Raw genomic sequence first — 16,815 nt, 5'->3', positions numbered from 1 at the left:
AGGTGACGATGGACCGGAGGGATCGGACCGATCGCGAGGTGGCCCTCGGGGGAGCCGCGCTGGCGCCGGGTGACCACCTCTGCGTCTTCCACCGGGGACGAGCCGAGCGGGACCGCCTCCTGCTCCCGTTCCTCGCCGACGGCCTGAAGGCCGGGGACGCCGTGCTCTACCTGGCCGCCGAGGGGGAGCGCGAGGACTTTCGAGAACGGCTGGCCGGCGCGGGTGACCTCGTGCTCACCGAGCCGGAAGACGGCCACCTCCGCAACGGCGAGTTCGCGCCCGACGAGCTCTTCGCGATGCTGGACGGCTGGTCGCGGCGCAAGCTCGGCACCGGTGACCGCCCGTTCGGGCGCGTCGTCGGCGACATGGGCTGGGCCGCGCCCCGGCTGGCTCCCGCGCTGCTCGACGCGCTCCTCGCCGAAGAGGTCGCGGTGACCGCGTGGACGGCGGACTCCCCGAAGGTCGTGCTGTGCCTCTACGACCTGGACCTGTTCGGCGGCGACCTGATCGTCCCGCTGATCAAGGCGCATCCGAAGGTCTGGATGGCCGGGATGCTCGTCGAAAACCCCTACTACCTCTCGGCGCCGGAAAACGGGCACCCCCTCGCGCGCACCGACGTGTGATCGGCCCCCCGGCGGGTACGCGGCCCCGAAACCACCTGTGGGAAGGGAGCCTGCCGTGGTACAGCACGAGAAGTGGCTGACCGCCGTCGAAGACGTCGCCGAGCTGGACGACCCGGACACCGCGAGGGCCGTGCTCGCCGCGGTCATGGCCGCCCTCGCCCGGTGCCTGCCGGACACCGGGCGCGAGTGGCTGGCCGACCGGCTGCCCAGTCCCGAGGCCGGACCGGTGCGCGATCCCGGACCGGCGAACCTGGTCTCGGGCACCGACGTCGAAGCGGCGGTGGCCCGGCGGCTGCGGACCTCGCCCGAGCGAGGCCGCTACCTCACCCAGGCGGTCCTGACCGCGCTCACCCGGACCGATCCCGGGCTCGCCGGCGAGCTGCGCGCCCGGCTCCCGCGCGCCGTCGTCGAGGTGCTCGAGCCCGCGGGCGAGTCGCCCCGGGACGCGGCGAGCCACCGGCCGGAAGTCCCGACGCGGCTGACGGACGAGGAGGTGGCCCGCGGCCTGCGTCACCTGACCGGCTGGTCGGGGGACCGCCACGGGATCGAGCGCACCGTGCAGCTGCCCGCCGACCGGATCACGCCGCTGGTCGAGCGCGTCCAGCGGGAAGCGCGGAGGATGAACGACCACGCCCACGTCGAGCGGGCCGACGGCGCGGTGACGTTCCGGCTGAAGACCGGTCGCGAGGGCGTCGTCACCGAACCGGATCTGTGGCTGGCCGAGCGGATCGACGAAGCCGTCGCCGCCGTGGGCTCCGGTGGCCGGCCCGGTTGAGCGGAGCCGGAGCGGCTACCCGGCTCCCATGGACAACTCCGAAAACTGGTGGCGTGACGCCGTCGTTTACGAGGTCTACCCGCGCAGCTTCGCCGACGCGAACGGGGACGGCACCGGAGACCTCGCGGGCTTGCGGGCACGTCTGGGTCACCTGGCCGACCTGGGTGTCGATGCCGTGTGGACGACGCCGTTCTACCGCTCGCCGATGGTCGACGGTGGCTACGACATCGAAGACCACCGGGCCGTCGACCCGCTGTTCGGGACGGACGCGGACGCCCTCGAGCTGATCGCCGAAGTGCACCGGGCCGGGCTGCGGCTGCTGATCGACGTCGTGCCGAACCACACCTCCGACCGCCACCGGTGGTTCCGGGCGGCGCTGGCCGCCGGGCCCGGTTCGCCCGAACGGGCGCGGTACCACTTCCGGCCCGGGCAGGGCGACGACGGCGAGCTGCCGCCCAACGACTGGCGCAGCGTCTTCGGCGGCCCCGCGTGGCGGCGGGTGCCGGACGGCGAGTGGTACCTGCACCTGTTCGCCCCCGAGCAACCGGACCTGAACTGGGACCACCCGGAAGTGCGCGCCGAATTCGAAGACGTGCTGCGGTTCTGGTTCTCCCGCGGGGTCGACGGCGTCCGCATCGACGTCGCCCACGGCCTGGTGAAGGATCCGGCGTTGCCGGACCTGCAGTCCGGCCACGAAGATCTGATGCAGCCGCCGGACCGCAGCCGGCACCCGCACTGGGACCTCGAAGGCGTGCACGACATCTACCGGTCGTGGCGCAAGATCGCGGACGAGTTCGGCCCGGACCGGGTGTTCGTCGCCGAAGCCTGGGTCGCGAGGCCGGACCGGCTGGCGTGCTACGTCCGCCCGGACGAGCTGCACACCGCGTTCAACTTCGACTTCCTGCGCTGTTCGTGGGAGGCCGGGGCGCTGCGTTCGGTGATCGACTGCACGGTGGAGGCCCTGCACGCGGTGGGGGCGCCCGCGACGTGGGTGCTGTCCAACCACGACGTCGTCCGCCACGTGACGCGGTTCGGCCGCGAGAACACCCGGGTCGAGGACCACCCGTGCCCGTCCGAGCCGGCCGACCTCCCGCTGGGCAGGCGCCGGGCCCGTGCGGCGCTGCTGCTGATGCTGGCGCTGCCCGGCGGCGCTTACCTCTACCAGGGCGAGGAACTGGGGCTGGAGGAGGTCGAGGACCTGCCGGAGTACGTGCTCACCGACCCGACGTGGGAACGCTCCGGCCACACCCAGCGCGGCCGCGACGGCTGCCGGGTGCCGCTGCCGTGGTCGGGAACGGCACCGCCGTTCGGCTTCACCGACACCGACGTGCCGACCTGGCTGCCGCAGCCGGCCCGCTGGCGGGAGCTGACCGCACAGGCGCAGAACGACGACCCGCGATCGATGCTCCGCCTGTACCGAGCCGCCCTCGCCGCGCGGCGGGAGCACCCCGCGCTGGGCGACGGCACGATGACGTGGGTACCCGCGCCCGAGGGCGTGCTGTGGTTCGCGCGCGAGCCGGGTTTCGAGTGCGTGGTGAACCTGTCGGGCGGGCCGGTGGAGCTGCCGGGTGGCGCGCGGGTGCTGCTGGCGAGTGTGCCGCTGGAGGACGGGCGGGTGCCGGTGGATGGCGCGGTGTGGTTGGTCAGGCGGTGACGAGCCGAGCTCGTCAAGTTGCCGGGTGGCGCGCGGGTGCCGCTGGCCAGTGTGCCGCCGGAAGGCAACCGGGTGCCGGTGGATGGCGCGGTCTGGCTGGTCAGGCGGTGACCAGCCGGATCCAGCGGTAGCCGTGGCCGGCGACGGTCACGTCCGCCGGGTCGATGCGGTCGTCGTAGGCGCCGTCCTCGAAGACCGCCAGCGCGAGGTCGTCCGGCTCGGCCGGGATGCGGACGTGGCAGTCGGCGGGTCCCAGGTTGTGCACGAACACCATGCGGCCCTTCGCCGTTTCGGCCCGGTGCACCAGGACCGCCGTCGGGCCGCCGTCGACGGGTTCGTGGCGGCCGACGGCGATCTCCGGGCACTCCTTGCGGGTGTGCAGCACCCGCTCGAACCAGGTCAGCAGGCTGTTCGAATCACGGCGCTGGCCGAGGACGTTGACCCGTTCGTAGCCGAACGGCCCGTCTTGGACGGGCGGGGCGACCAGCCGGTCGGCCGGCGCGCGGGAGAACCCGCCGTTGGGGCCGTCGGACCACTGCATCGGCGTGCGGATCGCGGTGCGCTCGGGCAGCGTGAGGTCCTCGCCCATGCCGATCTCGTCGCCGTACCGCAGCACGGGGCTGCCCGGCATGGTCAGCAGCAGGCTGTAGGCCAGTTCCAGGCGCCGCCGGTCGCCGTCGAGCATGCAGGCCAGGCGGCGCCGGATGCCCCGGTCGTAGAGCTGCATGTGGGGCTCCGGCCCGAACTCGCCGATCACGTCGCCGCGTTCTTCGGGGGACAGGCCGCCGAGGTCGACCTCGTCGTGGTTGCGCAGGAACGTGGCCCACTGGGCCTGGCCCGGCAGCCGGGGCGAGCGCCGCAGCCGCTCCCGGACGGGCTCGGCGTCACCGCGGGCCAGCCCGAGCATCAAGGCCTGGTTGAGCCGGAAGTCGAAGAGCATCGTCGCGCGGCTGGCCTCGTCGTCCGCGCTGCCGAAGTACTCCAGCAGCTCGTCCTCGGGCACGTTCGCCTCGGCCAGCAGCACGGCGTCCCCGCGTTGCCAGGAAACGGTTTCCCGCAGCTGCCGCAGGAGGGCGAAGTCCCGCCGCCCGTGTGACTCGATGAGGAACGGGGCCGCGTCGATCCGGAAACCCGCGACGCCCAGCCGCAGCCAGAAGGTGACGATCTTGGCCAGCTCGGCCCGCACCGCCGGGTGTTCGACGTCGAGCTCGGGCTGAAAGCGGTAGAAGCGGTGCCGGTACCAGCGGCCGACGCTCTCGGCGAAGGTCCAGGTCTCCTCTTCGGACCCGGGGAACACGGCGCCGTCCCAGCGGTCGGCCGGTTCGTCGTCGGCCCACACGTACCAGTCGTGGTGCGGCGCCGACCGCCCGGAGAGGGCCGACCGGAACCACGGGTGCTCGTCACTCGTGTGGTTGACGACCAGGTCGAGCACGAGCCGGATGCCGGCCTCGTCGGCTTGGCTGACGAGCTCGGCGAAGTCCCCGAGACTCCCGAAGCGGGAGTCGATGCCGTAGTAGTCGGTGATGTCGTAGCCGCCGTCGCGGCGCGGCGAGGGGTGGCACGGGTTGAGCCAGATCGTGTCCACGCCGAGCCGGCCGAGGTAGTCCAGCCGGTCGGTGAGGCCGCGCAGGTCCCCGACCCCGTCGCCGTCCGAGTCCTGGAACGTTTCGATGTCGAGGGAGTAGATCACCCCGTTGCGATACCACCGATTCACGGAGCGGCGGCTACCCGCCGCCCCCCGGGACAAACTCAGTCGTTGGCCCGCGCGAGGTGCTGGCCGCGGAGGATGGCGTAGAGGTGGTCCGGGTCGTGGGGGAACGGGAATCCCATGGCACAGGCCCGTTCCGCGTCCTGCCGGATGCCGCGCAGGGCGCCGGGGGACAGCTCCGGGACGCCCGGGCCGTCGGTCCGCAGCCACTCGAGCAGGTCGTCCCACCCGGCCCAGTCGCCGGCCGCCAGGACCGTCCCCACCGCGGCGCGGTCGAACTCTTCGGCGCGAAGATCGTCGTCCTTTTCGGTCATGGAACGGCGTTACCCCGTCTCCCGGACGGCAAACTTACGGCCGTTTACCGGTGGTCGAGCCGGGAAACCGGACGGCTTGCACCTCGAAGATCCAGGAAGGGTTCGAGTATGACCGCTCAGCGCACGCCGGAGGCCCTGGTGGTGGGGCTGCTGACCGATGACGGGTTGCCCGGGCAGCTCGCCGGGAGGATCGCGGACGACCTGCCCGACCGGCTGGCCCGCGACCTCGGCGAGGAGACGGACTGGCGCGTGGAGCAGGAGACGCAGCCCCTGCCGCTGAACGAGGACGGTGACATCCCCATGCTGGCACTGGCGAAAGAGCGCCGGGCCGAAAACGGCTGGGACCTGCTGGTGCTCATCACCGACCTGCCGCGGCGCTCGGGCACGGTCCCGATCGCGTCGGACTACAACGCCGACCACGGCGTGGCGATGGTGTCGCTGCCCGCGCTCGGCGCCCTGCGGCTGCGCGGCCGGGTGTCCCGGCTGATCGTCCACCTGGTCCGGCACCTGGTGGCGCGCCGCGCGGCGAAGGAAGCCGATCCGCCGCGGGGGATCGTCGACCGGCTGCGGGACCTGGTGGCGCCGACGAAGCACATCCGGGGGCGCGGCACCGCCGACGAGCACCTGGCGCTGGTGGGGGTGCGGGGCCGGGTGCGGCTGCTGGCCGGGATGATCCGGGACAACCGGCCGTGGCGGCTCGTGCCCAACCTCGCCGGGGCGACCGCGGCCGCGGCGGCCACCGCCGCGTACGGCATCATCACGACGTCGTTCTGGAAGCTCGCCGAAGCGCTGTCCACGCTGCGGCTGGCGGGGATCATGGTGCTGGCGATCGTGGTCATGGCGGGCTGGCTGATCGTGCACAACCACCTCTGGGACAAGCCGTCCGGGCACCTCGACCGGCGGAAAGCGGTGCTGTACAACGCTTCCACCGCGCTGACGCTGTCGATCGGTGTGGCGTGCATGTACGCCATCCTGTTCGCGATGGCGCTGCTGGCGTCGGTCGTCCTGGTCGAAGGCACCTACCTGGGAGAGGTCCTCGGCCATCCCGCCGGACCGTCTTCGTACCTGAAGCTGGTGTGGCTCGCGAGTTCCGTGGGCATCGTCGCCGGGGCGATGGGCTCGAACCTGGAGGACGAGGAGCGCGTCCGCCGGGCGACCTACAGCCGGCGTGAGCGGGAGCGGCAGGAGCGCAACCGCGAGCGCGCCGAGGAGACCGAAGACGACGACTGAGCGGTCACCGGCCGGCGAGGGCCTCGCCGACCGTGCCGTGCAGGGTGACCAGGGAGCGCACCCCCGCCACGGCCAAGGCCGAGCCGACGGCCTGTTCCGAGCCGACCAGCCGCAGCCCGATGCCGACGCGGCGGAGCTCCGTCGCGATCTGCACGACGATCTGGAGGGCCAGCGGGCCGAAGGTGACCACTTCGGTCAGATCGAGGATCAGCAGGTCGAGGGCATGTGCTCGCTGCCCGTCGATGACGGCCATGAGTTCGATCCCGGTCCGCGCGTGGAACCGGCCGCGTGGCCGCAGCAGCCGAGCTCCCGGCCGCACGTGGTCCAGCGGCTCGACCCGCACGGGCCGCGTCATCGCCGGGCCCTGGTCCATCACCTGCACGTCTCCCACCCGTTCCAGTGAAGTGCCCGGCGCCTCTCCTGAACAGCCGATTCACGCGGCACCCTGTCCGGTGCCCGCGTTGGCGCGAGCGTGACGACACGATTACCGTTCGGCTCGTGACGGGTCTGCCTCAGACGGAGCTGCTGTCCGGGCACCCGGTCGCTCGCGCGAGGGACGTCGACGAAGCGCACGAAGCCGTGACCCGGACGTACCTGCCTCACCGGCTCGAACTGCTGGACCGCGGGAGCGGCTTCGACATGCGGCTCAACGCGGTCCGGGTGGGCGCGGTGACCGCGGGCTACCTGTGCTACGGCAGCGCGGTGCGGCTCGGGACCGCCGACGCCGGCAACTACCACGTCAACATCCCGGTCACCGGCCGGTGCGAGCAGCGCTGCGGCTCGGCGGAGCCGGTGTTCGCCGCACCCGGGCGGGCCGCCGTGTTCATGCCGGGCTACCCGGCCGACCTGCGGTGGGGAGCCGGGTGCGCCCAGCTCTGCCTCATGATCGACCGGCGCGACCTGGAACTGGAGCTGGAACGGCAGCTCGGGCGGCCGCTGGGCGAGCGGCTGCGCTTCACCACCACGATGGACCTGGACACCCCGGCGGCCCGGTCGTGGCTCGACGTACTGGCGCTGCTGGAGCGTGACGCGGGCCGGCCGGGCGGGATCACGCACCACCCCGCGGCGGCCGCGCACCTGCAGAACCTGGTGATCGCCGGTCTGCTGCTGGCCCAGCCGAACAACTACAGCGACCTCCTCCACGCGCCGGCGGCCCCGGCCCCGCCCCGGGCGCTGCGCCGCGCCGTCGAGCTGATCGAAGACGACCCGGGCCGGCCGTGGACGTCGAGCACCCTGGCCCGCGAGGTCTCGGTCAGCGTCCGGGCCCTGCAGGAGGGGTTCCAGCGCTGGTTCGGCCTGCCGCCGATGGCGTACCTGCGCGACGTCCGCCTGACCCGGGTGCACGGCGAACTCGCGGTATCCGACCCCGCCGCGACGACGATCGCCGCGGTCGCGGCGCGCTGGGGCTTCCTGCACGCCGGCCGCTTCTCGACCGCTTACCGACGCAAGTTCGGCACCCTGCCCTCGGACACCCTGCACGGCCGTCGCCCGGCACCGGGGCCGAACGGCTGACCGCGACCGGCCACCGGTTGCCGCACTGCGCGCGGGTCGGCGGCGCGCGTGCCGCAGCAGGCTCGTCGACCTCGCGCTCCACCCGCCACCGCGTCTGCCCGTGATCGGCTGGCGAAGGTGCCGGCCGGTGACGGCGGACCGCGTCCGGCCACCGGGCTCGCCGGTGGCCGGACGCGGGGTACCCGTCAGGGCTTGAGGACGACCTTCTCGCAGTGGTCCTGCTTGTTCTTGAACAGCTCGAAGCCGCGCTCGGCCTCATCCAGCGGCAGCGTGTGGCTGATGATCCGGGTCGGATCCAGCTCGCCGCGTTCGATGTGCCGCAGCAACGGCTCCATGTAGCGCTGCACGTGGCACTGCCCGGTCCGCAGCGTCAGCGACCGGTTCATCCACGCGCCGGCGGGAAACTTGTCCAGCAGGCCGCCGTACACGCCGATCACCGAAACCACGCCGCCGCTGCGGCACGACAGGATGGCCTGGCGCAGCGCGTGCGGGCGTTCGGTCTCCGATCGCAGCGCCTGCTTGACCCGGTCGTAGGTCGCGACGTGCGCGCTGCCGTGGGTGGCTTCCAAGCCGACCGCGTCGATGCACTTGTCGGGTCCGCGGCCACCGGTCAGCTCCAGCAGCCGGGACCGGACGTCGACCTCCTCGAAGTTCACCGGGATGTGGCCCGCCCGCTCCGCCAGCTCCAGCCGGTACGGCTCCTTGTCGATGGCGATGACCTTCGCCGCGCCCAGCAGCCGGGCGCTGTCCATGGCGAACTGGCCGACCGGGCCGGCGCCCCAGACCGCGACCACGTCACTCGAACGGATGTCGCACATGTCGGCGCCCATGAACCCGGTGGGCAGGATGTCGGAGAGGAACAGCACCTGCTCGTCGGTCAGGTCCGACTCGATCTTGATCGGGCCGACGTCGGCGAACGGCACCCGCGCGTACTGCGCCTGACCACCCGCGAAGCCCCCGGTCAGGTGCGAGTAGCCGAAGATCCCGGCGGTCGGGTGCCCGAACATCTTCTCCGCGATCCCGGCGTTGGGGTTGGAGTTCTCGCAGCAGGAGTACAGCTCCGCGGCGCAGGCGGCGCACGCGCCGCAGGCGATCGGGAACGGCACGACGACCCGGTCGCCGGGGCGCAGCCGCCCCGGATCGACGCCCGGGCCGACCTCGAGCACCTCGCCCATGAACTCGTGGCCGAGGACGTCGCCGTCCTGCATGGTGGGGATGTAGCCGTCGACCAGGTGCAGGTCCGAGCCGCAGATGGCGGTGGAGGTGATCCGGACGATCGCGTCGCGGTGGTTCAGGATCTTCGGGTCCGGGACGTCGCGGACCTCGACCTTGTTGCGGCCCGCCCAGGTGTTGGCCCTCATGCGTCCGGTCCCTTCTCGAGCTCGGCGTCCGACAGCGGCTGTGCCGGGCGTTGCGGGAACTCCTTGCGGGCCCGCTTGCCCCACGGGGCGCCGTCGGACCGGACGACCTCGCCGGTCTCCAGCACCTGCTTGAGCCGGCGCAGGTCGTCGTCGAGCTGCTGGTGCGGTTCCTCGCCGAAGTACTTGGCGACCAGCTTGCCGAGCGCGCCGCCGGGGATCTCGTACGTCATGGCGACGTGCACCTCGGTGCTCTCCCCGTCGGGGGCGGGCGCGAACCGGACGACGCCGGCGTTCGGCACGTCGGCTTTCCCGGTCGACCGCCACGCGATCAGCGCGCCCGCCGTCTCTTCGGTGATTTCCGCGTCCCACCCGACGTCCTTGCCGAACGGGGCACTGGCGGACCAGTGGCTCGTCCGGTCGCCGGTGACGCGGACCTGCTCGAGGTGCGCCATGAACGTCGGGAGGTTCTCCAGGGCGCGCCAGAACGCGAAGACGTCCGGCACGGGTTGGCGAATGGTGGTCGTTGCTGTCAATTCCACGAAATCTCCTTTGCGTCGCGCGCTGCCGAACGGCCCGGCGTGCCTGACCCCGGGACGTGTCCGATCAGGGGCGGCTACCCCTCGGCGATCCGCCTAACCCCGAGGCTTCCGCGCGCCGGGAACCGGCGAAGACGCAGAGGAAGAACTGCGGGTATTCGGCCGCGCCGGTCCCAGCGCGCGGACCCGCGTTGACACCCCCGCGGGCACCCGGTGTACTCGGATCATGGACGGCATCCAGCTCACCCGCCGCCGCCACGTCGACTTCGTCCGCGGCGCCGGTTCGCGCTGTACCGCCTGACGATTCCCCGCTGATCACCCCTGTTCGCCATGCCCTGCACCAGGGTTGGTCCGTCCTGCCCGCACACCCGAAGGGAAACCCTGTGACCACAACGGAAAAGACCGCGGCCGAGTGGCTCGTGGCCGCGAAGGACGTCGCCGCGAAGCTCGCTGTCGACGCCGTCGAACGGGATCGCCGCAACGCCACGCCGTACGAAGAAGTCCAGCTCCTCAAGGACGCCGGCCTGGTGACCCTGCTCGGCCCGGCCGAGCACGGGGGAGGCGGGCAGACCTGGGACACCGCCTACCGCGTGACGCGGGAAGTCGCCCGCGCCGACGGTTCGATCGGGCAGCTGCTCGGCTACCACTACCTCTGGGCCTGGGCGGCCCGGCTGGTCGGGACCGACGAGCAGATCGCCGCCGTCGAGGAGCTCTACACCGGCAACAACTTCTTCTTCGGCGGCGCGGTCAACCCCCGCGACTCCGACCTGACCATCACCGAGGACGGCGACGAGCTCGTCTACAACGGACACAAGTCGTTTTCCACCGGCAGCAGGGTTTCCGACCTGACCGTGCTCGAAGGTGTCCTTTCCGGGGCCGGGGACCACATCTTCGCCATCGTCCCGTCCGCACAGGACGGCATCGTCTTCCACGACGACTGGGACAACCTCGGCCAGCGGCTCACCGAGTCCGGCAGCGTCACGATCACCGACGTGCGAGTGCCGTGGGCGAGCGCCGCCGGCTACGTCGGCCGGACGTTCCGGCCGCTGACCTACAACACGCTCAACGTCCCGGCGATCCAGCTGGTGTTCACCAACTTCTACCTCGGCATCGCCCAGGGCGCCCTCGACGCGGGGCTGGCCTACACGCGCGAGCGCACCCGCCCCTGGCCGTACGGCGGCGACGACAAGGAGGCCGCCGCGGACGAGTGGTACATCCTCGACGGCTACGGCGATCTGCAGGCGAAGCTGTGGGCGGCCGAGGCGCTCACGGACAAGGCGGGCGCGGCGATTTCGGCCGTGCTGCACGCGCCGCGCGAGGAGCTGACGCCGGAGGCCCGCGGTGAGCTGGCGGTCCTGATCGCGGCGGCCAAGCAGCGCGTGATCGAGACGGGCCTGGAGATCGGGACGAAGATCTTCGAGCTGGCGGGCGCCCGCGCGAGCGCGTCGAAGTACGGCCTGGACCGGTTCTGGCGGAACCTGCGCACGCACTCGCTGCACGACCCGGTGGCCTACAAGCGGCGCGAAGTCGGCGTCTACGCGCTGCGCGGCGAGCTGCCGGAGCCGACCTGGTACACGTGAGCCGGCTCGGGGGCCGCCCGACCGCCGCCGAGTGACGTGAATGACTCATTCCTGTCGTCCGACGACAGGAATGAGTCATTCACGTCGTTGGCGAAGTACCCGGATCCCGCCTGGCGGACGTTACTTGCCGTCCACATGGTGAGACGGTGGATCGATCACCGCGGAATCTCCCTAAGGTCCCCGATTGTCACTCGATCGGCTGAACCTTGAGGTGCTGTGTCCGCCCCTGCCCTGCCGCCCCTCGCGGCGCGCTCCCTGCCCGCCGCGGTGTGGCGTGCCGTCCGTTCCGGGTGGTGGACGTCCACCTGCGTGGTGCTGATCGTCCTCATCGTGCTGCTCGCCGCCGCGGCCGACCTGTTCGTGCTGGCCGAAGGGCAGAGCCTGGTGCCGGACATCGGCACGCTCGGCCCGACCGGGCTGCCCGCCGGGACGCTCGGCGGCGTGAGCGGCGCCCACTGGTTCGGGGTCGAGCCGCTGACCGGCGTCGACCTCTTCGCGCTCGTCGCCCGCGGCGCCCGGACGTCGCTGCTCGTCGGGCTCGGCGCGACCGTGCTCGGCACCGCGCTCGGCGTCGTGATCGGGGTCAGCGCCGGCTACCTCGGCGGCTGGTGGGACCGGCTGGTCACCTGGACCGCCGACGTCATCCTCGGCTTCCCGTACCTGATCTTCATGATCGCGCTGGGCGCGGTCCTGCCGATCGACTTCCCCCGGCAGGTCACGCTGATCGTCGTCCTCGGGCTCTTCGGCTGGCCGCGCGTGGCCCGGATCGTCCGGGCCCAGACCCTCACCCTGGCCCAGCGCGACTTCGTCGCCGCGGCCCGGGTCATCGGCGGCGGCCCGTGGCACGTGTTCACCAAGGAGCTGCTGCCCAACCTCTGGGCGCCGGTCATCGTCGTGGCGAGCCTCGCCATCCCGTCGATGATCGGCAGCGAGGCCGCCCTGTCGTTCCTCGGCGTCGGTGTCCTGCCGCCGACGCCGAGCTGGGGCCGCACGATCAGCACGGCCATCGACTTCTTCGAGACCGACCCGATGTACCTGGTCTTCCCCGGGGCGCTGCTGTTCCTGGTCACCCTGGCGTTCAACGTCGTCGGCGACGCGATCCGCGACGCACTCGACCCGCGGTCCGGGGGTGCGGCCTGATGCGCACCGCCCGCTTCGTCGCGACCCGGTTCGCCGGGATGCTGCTCGTGCTGTTCGTCGTCGCCTTCGTGACGTTCGTGGTGTTCTACGTCCTGCCCGCCGACCCGGCGCGGATGGCGTGCGGCCGTCCGTGTTCGCCGGAAGGCCTGCAGCTCGCGCGGGAGTTCATGGGCTACGACGTCCCGTGGTACGGGCAGTTCTTCGACTTCCTCGGCGGCATCATCGGCGGCCGCACGTTCGGCACCGGCGCGGCGGCGATCCACTGCACGGCGCCGTGCTTCGGGTGGGACTTCCAGAACAACGTGGACGTGCTGAGCGAGATCGGCGGCCGGATCGAGGTCAGCTTCTCGGTGGCGCTGGGCGCGGCCGCGATCTGGATCGTCGCCGGCGTCGGGCTCGGCGTGCTTTCGGCGCTGCGCCGGGGCAGCGCCACCGACCGGATCACCATGGCCGCCGCGATGGCCGGGGTGTCCATGCCCGCCTACCTGGCCGGGATGATCGGCATCACGATCTTCGCGTTCGCCCTCGACGTCGTCCCGAAGTCCGGTTACGTGCCGCTGACCGAGGATCCCGCCCAGTGGGCGTGGCACCTCGTGCTGCCCTGGTTCGTGCTGGCGTTCCTGCACGCCGCGATCTACGCGCGGCTCACGCGGGGCCAGATGCTCGAGACGCTCGGCGAGGACTACATCCGCACGGCCAGGGCCAAGGGCCTCACCGAGCGGAAGGTGGTGGGGCGCCACGCCTTGCGCAACGTCCTGCTGCCGGTCGTCACGGTCTTCGGCGTCGACCTCGGCGCGCTGCTGGCCGGCACCGTGATCACCGAACGGATCTTCGGCATGGCCGGCGTCGGGCGGCTGCTCGTCGACGCGATCGCCTCGCTCAACCTGCCGGTGCTGCTGGGCGTGACGCTGTTCTCGGCCCTGCTGGTCACGGTCCTGAACTTCCTGGTCGATCTCTGCTACGGCGCGCTCGATCCGCGAGCCCGCCTCGTCTGAAGGGGACACGATGAAAAAGCTGCGGTTCGCGGGGGTGCTGGCCGCCGTCACGCTGCTGACGGCGTGCGGGGCCAACGACACACCGGCTTCGCAGGGCGGCGCGGTCAAGCCGGGCGGGAACCTCGTCCTGCTCAACGACGCGCCGTCGATCACCTGGGACCCGGCGAAGAGCTCGAACCTCGTCGTCACCACCCTGGGCCTGATCCACCGGCGGCTGACGTCGTGGGACGTCGCGCCGGGCAAGGACACCACGATCGTGCCCGACCTGGCCACCGACACCGGGCGGCCGAGCGACGGCGGCAAGACCTGGACGTTCACCCTCAAGGACAACCTGAAGTACGCCGACGGCACGCCGATCACCTCGGCGGACGTCAAGTGGGGCCTGGAGCGGTCGTTCGCGCCCGCCTTCTCCGGTGGCCTGGCCTACCACAAGGACCTGCTCTCGCCGGGGCTGGCGTACAAGGGCCCGTTCGACGGCGGCAAGGAGCTCGACACCATCCAGACGCCGGACGCGAAGACCGTCGTCTTCCACCTGGCGCGCGCGTACGGCGACTTCAACTGGGTCGCCAGCACCCCGGCGTTCTCCCCGGTGCCCCGGGGCAAGGGCGCCGAGGCCAACTACGGTGACCACCCGGTCGCGTCCGGCCCGTACCAGCTGGCGAGCTACGAGCGCGGCAAGTCCGCGAAGCTCACCCGCAACCCCAACTGGAGCCGCGTGGAAGACAAGACGCGGCTCGCCGAACCGGACACCATCGACTTCGAGCTCGGCCAGGACACCGGCGTCATCTCCAAGCGCCTGGTCGACGACACGGGCAAGGACCGCGCCGCGTTCGGCATGTCGTTCGCTTCGCCGGCCCAGCTGGCCCAGATCCAGGGCAACGCCTCGGCGAAGTCGCGGCTGGTGACGTCGGAATCCGGGGCGCTGGCCTACCTTTCGCTGAACACCCAGCGCGGAAACCTCACCAACCCGAAGGTGCGCCAGGCGTTCCAGTACGCCGTCGACAAGGCCGCCTACCAGGTCGCCAGCGCCGGCAGCGCCCAGCTGGCCGGGGACGTCGCCACCACGCTCATCACCCCGGGCCTGCAGGGCCGCGAGCAGTACGACCTGTACCCGGCGCCGCCGTCCGGTGATGTGGCGAAGGCGAAGCAGCTGCTGACCGAGGCGGGCTTCCCGAACGGGCTCGACGGCCTGGCGCTGGCCACCCACAACGAGCGGGGCTTCCCGGAGAAGGCCGCGGCGATCCAGGCGTCGCTGGCACGCGCGGGCATCAAGGTCTCCATCAAGCCGCTCGACGACGACACCTACACGTCCGAAGTGGACACCAAGGGCCTGTCGGACTACGACCTGACGCTCACCTCGTGGCAGCCGGACATCCCGTCGGCCAACGCGAACATCCAGCCGCTGTTCCAGTCCACGGAGATCGGCAACGGCGGGTACAACGAGTCGCGGTACAGCAACCCCGAGGTCGACAAGCTGATCGGCGAGGCACAGGCCACTGTGGACCCGGCCGAAGCGGGCAAGAAGTGGGCGGCGCTGGACAAGAAGATCCTCGCCGACTCGCCCGTCGTGCCGCTGATCTACACGCGCAACTCGTTCCTGCACGGCTCGCAGGTCGGCGGCGTCGAGATCGGCCGGTTCCCGGCGTACGTCGACTACCGCAAGCTGGGGATCGTCCAGTGACCGGAGCCGGGCTCCTGCGGCTGCACGACGTCGCGGTCTCGTTCGGGGACGTCGAAGCCGTGCGCGGGGCCGGCTACGAGGTCGCCGCGGGCGAAGTCGTCGCGGTGGTCGGGGAGTCCGGCTCCGGCAAGACGGTCACCGCGATGTCCCTGCTCGGCCTGCTCCCGCCCACGGCCCGCGTGACGGGCCGGGCGGAGCTGGCCGGGCGGGACCTCTACGCGATGACGCCGGCCGAGCTGCGCGCGGTGCGCGGCGGTGACGTCGGCATGGTGTTCCAGGAGCCGATGAGCGCGCTGAACCCGGTGTTCACCATCGGCGACCAGGTCGTCGAGGCGATCCGCACGCACCAGGAGCTGACCGCGGCCGCGGCCCGCGAGCGGGCGATCGAACTGCTGGGCGTCGTCGGGCTGCCGAACCCGCGCGAGCGGGTGCGGGCGTACCCGCACGAGCTGTCCGGCGGGCAGTTGCAGCGCGTCGTGATCGCCATGGCGGTGGCGAACGAGCCGAAGCTGCTGATCGCCGACGAGCCGACAACCGCGCTGGACGTCACCGTGCAGGCCGAGATCCTCGAGCTGCTGCGGGACCTGCGGTCCCGGCTCGGCACGGCGATCCTGCTGATCACGCACGACATGGGCGTGGTCGCCGACCTCGCCGACCGGGTGGTCGTGATGCACGACGGGCGCGTCGTCGAACAAGGTGACGTCCGGACGATCTTCACCGCGCCGGCCGAGGACTACACGCGGCAGCTGCTCGGCTCGGTCGTCTCGCTCAGCACCGCGGCGGCGACCGGGCTCGACCACGCGCCGGCCGCGGGCGTCACGGCCGGGCCGGGCCACGTCGCCGCGGAAGAGCACCCCGCCGTGGCGTCGGTGCCGGACGTCCCCGCGGAGGCGCCGCTGCTGCGCGTGGAGAACCTGTCGGTGACCTACCGCGGCCGCTTCCGCGCGATGGCCGTCCACGCGGCCTCGGCGGTGAGCCTGCACGTGGAGCCGGGGGAGGTGCTGGGCCTGGTCGGGGAGTCCGGCTCGGGCAAGAGCACGGTGGCCAGGGCGGTCACCGGGCTGCTCGCGCCGACGGCGGGATCCGTGCGCATCGGGGACGCGGACATCACCCGGCTGCGCGGCCGGGCGGCGAAGGCGCTGCGGCGCCGGATCGGGGTGGTGTTCCAGGACCCGCTGTCGTCGCTCAACCCGCGTACGCCGGTGGGGGAAAGCGTCGCGACCCCGCTGCGGCTGCACGGCGCGGCCCGCGGCTCCGAAGTGGACCGCCGGGTCGGTGAGCTGCTCGAAGCCGTCCAGCTGTCCCCGGCGCTGGCTTCGCGCTACCCGCACGAACTGTCCGGCGGCCAGCGGCAGCGCGCCTGCATCGCGCGGGCCCTGGCGCTGCGCCCGGACCTGCTGGTGGCCGACGAGCCGACGAGCGCGCTCGACGTCACGATCCAGGCCCGCATCCTCACCCTGCTGCGCGAGCTGCGGCACGAGTTCGGCTTCGCGTGCCTGTTCATCAGCCACGACCTCGCGGTGATCGAGCAGCTCGCCGACCGTGTCGCGGTGATGCACCGCGGGCACGTGGTCGAACAGGGGCCGGCCAAGGAGGTCCTGACCGCCCCGGCCCACCCGTACACGCGCCGGCTGCTTTCGGCGGCGCCGATCGCCGACCCGGAAGCCCAGCGACAGCGCCGCGAAGCCTGGCGCAAGCTGCGTTGA

Annotated in this window: 15 protein-coding genes; 10 read left to right on the top strand and 5 right to left on the bottom strand. The window is 72.1% G+C overall.

Annotated features, from left to right (window positions below; translation table 11 throughout):
* The first annotated feature begins 8 nt into the window (after positions 1-8).
* The 3 genes from SD460_RS28585 to SD460_RS28575 are packed head-to-tail and all read left to right on the top strand — an operon-like array spanning position 9 to position 3,052.
* Entirely contained in the window at positions 9-623 is a 615-nt protein-coding gene (locus SD460_RS28585) for an MEDS domain-containing protein (RefSeq protein WP_290055610.1), read from the top strand.
* A gap of 55 nt (positions 624-678) precedes the next feature.
* Entirely contained in the window at positions 679-1,398 is a 720-nt protein-coding gene (locus SD460_RS28580) for a DUF2267 domain-containing protein (RefSeq protein WP_318306980.1), read from the top strand.
* Between the two features lie 28 nt (positions 1,399-1,426).
* Positions 1,427-3,052: a glycoside hydrolase family 13 protein gene (locus SD460_RS28575; RefSeq protein WP_318306979.1), complete on the top strand. Its 1,626-nt coding sequence runs from the start codon at positions 1,427-1,429 to the stop codon at positions 3,050-3,052.
* A 100-nt stretch (positions 3,053-3,152) separates the two neighbouring features.
* On the opposite strand, the gene SD460_RS28570 is transcribed toward SD460_RS28575, so the two are convergent.
* Entirely contained in the window at positions 3,153-4,742 is a 1,590-nt protein-coding gene (locus SD460_RS28570) for an alpha-amylase family protein (RefSeq protein WP_290055613.1), read from the bottom strand.
* Positions 4,743-4,801: 59 nt separating this feature from the next.
* Positions 4,802-5,074 (bottom strand): hypothetical protein, encoded by a 273-nt coding sequence (locus SD460_RS28565; RefSeq protein WP_290055614.1) that lies wholly within the window; start codon positions 5,072-5,074, stop codon positions 4,802-4,804.
* Between the two features lie 108 nt (positions 5,075-5,182).
* Here SD460_RS28565 and SD460_RS28560 point away from each other — a divergent pair, with 108 nt between their 5' ends.
* A complete protein-coding gene (locus SD460_RS28560; protein WP_318306978.1) occupies positions 5,183-6,304 on the top strand; it encodes a hypothetical protein in 1,122 nt (373 codons plus the stop codon).
* A 4-nt stretch (positions 6,305-6,308) separates the two neighbouring features.
* Here the strand turns inward: SD460_RS28560 and SD460_RS28555 are convergent, their stop codons facing one another.
* Positions 6,309-6,695, bottom strand: a complete 387-nt coding sequence (locus SD460_RS28555; RefSeq protein ID WP_290055616.1) for an STAS domain-containing protein — start codon at positions 6,693-6,695, stop codon at positions 6,309-6,311.
* 107 nt (positions 6,696-6,802) lie between these two features.
* Here SD460_RS28555 and SD460_RS28550 point away from each other — a divergent pair, with 107 nt between their 5' ends.
* A complete protein-coding gene (locus tag SD460_RS28550) occupies positions 6,803-7,816 on the top strand; it encodes an AraC family transcriptional regulator (RefSeq protein ID WP_290055617.1) in 1,014 nt (337 codons plus the stop codon).
* 185 nt (positions 7,817-8,001) lie between these two features.
* Here the strand turns inward: SD460_RS28550 and SD460_RS28545 are convergent, their stop codons facing one another.
* Positions 8,002-9,177 (bottom strand): zinc-dependent alcohol dehydrogenase, encoded by a 1,176-nt coding sequence (locus tag SD460_RS28545; protein WP_290055618.1) that lies wholly within the window; start codon positions 9,175-9,177, stop codon positions 8,002-8,004.
* Entirely contained in the window at positions 9,174-9,716 is a 543-nt protein-coding gene (locus SD460_RS28540; RefSeq protein WP_290055619.1) for an SRPBCC family protein, read from the bottom strand. Before SD460_RS28540 ends, SD460_RS28545 begins: the two co-directional genes overlap by 4 nt.
* Positions 9,717-10,096: 380 nt before the next feature.
* Between SD460_RS28540 and SD460_RS28535 the strand changes: the two genes are divergently transcribed.
* The 5 genes from SD460_RS28535 to SD460_RS28515 all read left to right on the top strand — a co-directional run bounded on the left by SD460_RS28535 (position 10,097) and on the right by SD460_RS28515 (position 16,815).
* Positions 10,097-11,293: an acyl-CoA dehydrogenase family protein gene (locus SD460_RS28535; RefSeq protein ID WP_290055620.1), complete on the top strand. Its 1,197-nt coding sequence runs from the start codon at positions 10,097-10,099 to the stop codon at positions 11,291-11,293.
* A 216-nt stretch (positions 11,294-11,509) separates the two neighbouring features.
* Positions 11,510-12,433: an ABC transporter permease gene (locus SD460_RS28530; RefSeq protein ID WP_290055621.1), complete on the top strand. Its 924-nt coding sequence runs from the start codon at positions 11,510-11,512 to the stop codon at positions 12,431-12,433.
* Positions 12,433-13,428: an ABC transporter permease gene (locus SD460_RS28525; protein WP_290055622.1), complete on the top strand. Its 996-nt coding sequence runs from the start codon at positions 12,433-12,435 to the stop codon at positions 13,426-13,428. Before SD460_RS28530 ends, SD460_RS28525 begins: the two co-directional genes overlap by 1 nt.
* Before the next feature lie 10 nt (positions 13,429-13,438).
* Entirely contained in the window at positions 13,439-15,109 is a 1,671-nt protein-coding gene (locus tag SD460_RS28520; RefSeq protein ID WP_290055623.1) for an ABC transporter substrate-binding protein, read from the top strand.
* Positions 15,106-16,815: a dipeptide ABC transporter ATP-binding protein gene (locus tag SD460_RS28515; protein ID WP_318306977.1), complete on the top strand. Its 1,710-nt coding sequence runs from the start codon at positions 15,106-15,108 to the stop codon at positions 16,813-16,815. Before SD460_RS28520 ends, SD460_RS28515 begins: the two co-directional genes overlap by 4 nt.

The sequence above is a fragment of the Amycolatopsis solani genome (assembly GCF_033441515.1).
Taxonomy (GTDB): Bacteria; Actinomycetota; Actinomycetes; order Mycobacteriales; family Pseudonocardiaceae; genus Amycolatopsis; species Amycolatopsis solani.
This window is presented reverse-complemented; position numbering and strand designations above follow the sequence as displayed.